The following is a 2,956-nucleotide window of genomic DNA, read 5'->3' on the forward strand; positions in this document are numbered from 1 at the left end:
GAGTGCCTCCAAGGCTGTCACCCCGCGTGAAGCCGTGCCTATAGACCGCTTGCGGCAATTTGGGAAGAGGCAAAGCCCCCTGCCCGGTTCCGGGGCCGCGTTATTCCTGCCAGCGCCCGCCAAAATCCTGCGGCACCAGCAGATTATGACGCCCCAAGCCCTCGACCGAACGTTCGCCGCACAACGCCATGGTGGTGTCCAGCTCCTTGCGAATCACCTCCAGCGCCTCGGTGACGCCCTTTTGGCCCCTTGCGCCCAGCCCATAGACAAAGGCACGGCCGATCATGGTGCCCTTGGCCCCCAGCGCCAGTGCCTTCAGCACGTCCTGGCCGGAGCGGATGCCGCTGTCCAGATGCACCTCGACGTCATTGCCTACGGCATCCATGATCTGCGGCAGCATCCGGATCGAACTCAGCGCACCGTCCAGCTGCCGCCCGCCGTGGTTCGACACCACAATGGCATCGGCGCCCAGCTTGGCGGCCATCTTCGCATCTTCAGCGTCCAGAACCCCTTTCAGGATCACCTTGCCGCCCCACAGTTCCATCAGCTTTTCGATCTTGCCCCAATCGAGCGACGGGTCGAACTGCTCCGCCGTCCAGGCACCCAGCTGCGAGGTATCGGAAACCCCCTGCACATGGCCGACGATATTGCCAAAGTTGCGCCGCTTGGCGCCCAGCATCTGCAGGCCCCAGGTCCATTTTGTCATCAGGTTGGCGATGGTGGCCGGGGTAAGCTTCGGTGGCGCGGACAGCCCGTTCTTGAGGTCCTTGTGGCGCTGTCCCAGGATCTGAAGGTCCAGCGTGATCACCAGGGCTGAGCATTTCGCATCTTTGGCCCGCTGTATCAAACGGCGGATATAGTCCTCGTCTTTCATGGTATAAAGCTGGAACCAGAACGGTTTGCTGGTCGCCTCGGCCACTTCCTCGATCGAGTTGATCGACATGGTCGACAGGGTGAAGGGCACGCCGAACTCTTCGGCTGCCCGTGCCGCCTTTATCTCGCCGTCCGCGTGCTGCATCCCCGTCAGCCCGACCGGCGCCAACGCCACCGGCATCACCACGTTCTGCCCGATCATCTGGCTCGCGGTGGTGCGCCTGGTCATGTCCACCGCCACCCGCTGGCGCAGGCGTATCTGCTCAAAATCCGAAGTGTTCTCGCGGAAGGTCTGCTCAGTCCAGCTGCCGCTTTCGGCATAGTCAAAGAACATCCGCGGCACACGGCGTTCGTAGATGCGCTTCAGGTCGTTGATATTGGTAATCACCGGCACCGGCCTCTCCCTCGCTTTCATTTGGTAAAATTTATTTACCAATTCATTCCAGCGAAGGCAACGCTCCGATTGCCGCACCCCGAAAACGCAAAAAGCCGCCCCCGAAGGCGCGGCTTTTCAGATCAGGCTATGTCAGAGCATCAGCCCTTGTGCGCGCCGTCTGCCAGGGACTTTACAAATGCCAGCACCTCGACCGGGGACTTGCCCGCGCCGATCTGGCTGACAATGGCACTGCCCACCACGGCACCGTCCGAAATCGAGGCGATGTTCTGCGCCTTCTCGGGCGTGTTGATGCCAAAGCCCACGATGATGGGCAAATCTGTGGCCGCCTTGATGCGGGCCACCTCGGGTCCAACGTCGGTGGCCTCGGCCTCAGCGGCGCCGGTGATGCCAGTGATAGACACGTAGTAGACAAAGCCGGAGGTGTTCTGCAGCACCTTGGGCAGGCGCGCATCGTCGGTGGTGGGGGTCGCCAGGCGGACGAAGTTCAGCCCCGCCTTCTGCGCCGGAATGCACAGCTCGTCATCTTCCTCCGGCGGCAGGTCCACCACGATCAGCCCGTCGATGCCGGCCGCCTTGGCGTCCGCCAGGAAGGTGCCCACGCCGCGGTTGTAGATCGGGTTGTAATAGCCCATCAGCACGATCGGTGTGGTGTCGTCGCCCTTGCGGAAATCGGCGGCCAGCTGCAGCGTCCTTTCCAGCGTCATGCCGCCGTCCAGCGCGCGCTGCCCGGCCAGCTGGATGGTCGGCCCGTCAGCCATCGGATCGGTGAATGGCAGGCCCAGCTCGATGATATCGACACCAGCGCCCGGCAGCCCCTTCACCACCTCCAATGAGGTGTCATAGTCGGGGTCGCCCGCCATCACATAGGTGACAAAGGCTTTCTTGCCGGCGGCGTTCAGTTCGGCGAATTTGGCATCGATACGGGTCATGGGCGGGCCTTTTGAAATCTATCCGCCCCGGTGTGCCGAATGTTGCGCGGGAAATCAATCCCGGGCCGCGCCGCAGCCCGGTGAATGCGTCCCTTAGCGGCTCAGCGGAATATGCCAGCGCAGGGTCAGCGAGTTCACGCCCGGGTTCTCATCCGCGGTCGAGGCGTTGGATTTGTGGCTGAACGCCAGCGACACCGCCTTGCCGTTCTGGAACCGCTTGCCCACCGCCAGCAGGCTGCGGATTTCAAAGGCAGAGCCCAGGTCATTGCCCGGCTCGCTGTCGTGGTAGGCACCGGGCATCACGCTGGTCTCAATGAACCAGTTGTTGTTCAGATCGATCGTTCCGCTGATGCCGACACCGGCAAAGATATCACCGGTCTCCTGCACTTCCAGCCCGGCGCCGAACCGGGCCGACAGGCGCCCGCGCTCGTGAAACGGCGTGTGCAGGTAATCCAGCGCAAACACAGCGCTGTCTTCGGCGGTTTCCCGGTGGTAGTCGGAGTATCCCAGACCTAGCGTCACTTCCTGCGCCGCAGCAGGCATGGTCATAGCCGCACTAAGTGCCGCCGCCAGCAAAGCTGTCTTCTTCATTTCAAGCCCCTCACCGTATTAATTGTTTGGCACTAAGATATTTATCTGCCCTGCTTTTCCAAGCCGCATCACGAAAAAGCAATATGAGGGCTTACTGTGCGGCCCCGCACAGAGAGCGATTGTGGCACATATGCCAGCCATCCTTGCCTTGCGTGCAGGCCCAATG

At 62.0% G+C, this 2,956-nt stretch carries 3 protein-coding genes; all 3 read right to left on the bottom strand.

The window, feature by feature from the left end; translation table 11 throughout:
* Positions 1-100 precede the first annotated feature (100 nt).
* The 3 genes from A2I95_RS29400 to A2I95_RS29410 all read right to left on the bottom strand — a co-directional run bounded on the left by A2I95_RS29400 (position 101) and on the right by A2I95_RS29410 (position 2,790).
* On the bottom strand, positions 101-1,267 hold the full coding sequence (locus A2I95_RS29400) for an alpha-hydroxy acid oxidase (RefSeq protein WP_027257803.1): 1,167 nt from the start codon (positions 1,265-1,267) through the stop codon (positions 101-103).
* 140 nt (positions 1,268-1,407) lie between these two features.
* Positions 1,408-2,199: a tryptophan synthase subunit alpha gene (gene trpA, locus A2I95_RS29405; RefSeq protein WP_291735574.1), complete on the bottom strand. Its 792-nt coding sequence runs from the start codon at positions 2,197-2,199 to the stop codon at positions 1,408-1,410.
* Positions 2,200-2,292: 93 nt separating this feature from the next.
* Positions 2,293-2,790, bottom strand: coding sequence for an acyloxyacyl hydrolase (locus A2I95_RS29410; protein WP_291735576.1), 498 nt, complete (start codon positions 2,788-2,790; stop codon positions 2,293-2,295).
* Positions 2,791-2,956 lie beyond the last annotated feature (166 nt).

The sequence above is a fragment of the Leisingera sp. F5 genome (genome assembly GCF_001593695.1).

Coding starts and splice junctions, on each gene's coding strand:
- trpA (WP_291735574.1), bottom strand. CDS start 2,199: ATGACCCGTATCGATGCCAAATTCGCCGAACTGAACGCCGCCGGCAAG.
- A2I95_RS29410 (WP_291735576.1), bottom strand. CDS start 2,790: ATGAAGAAGACAGCTTTGCTGGCGGCGGCACTTAGTGCGGCTATGACC.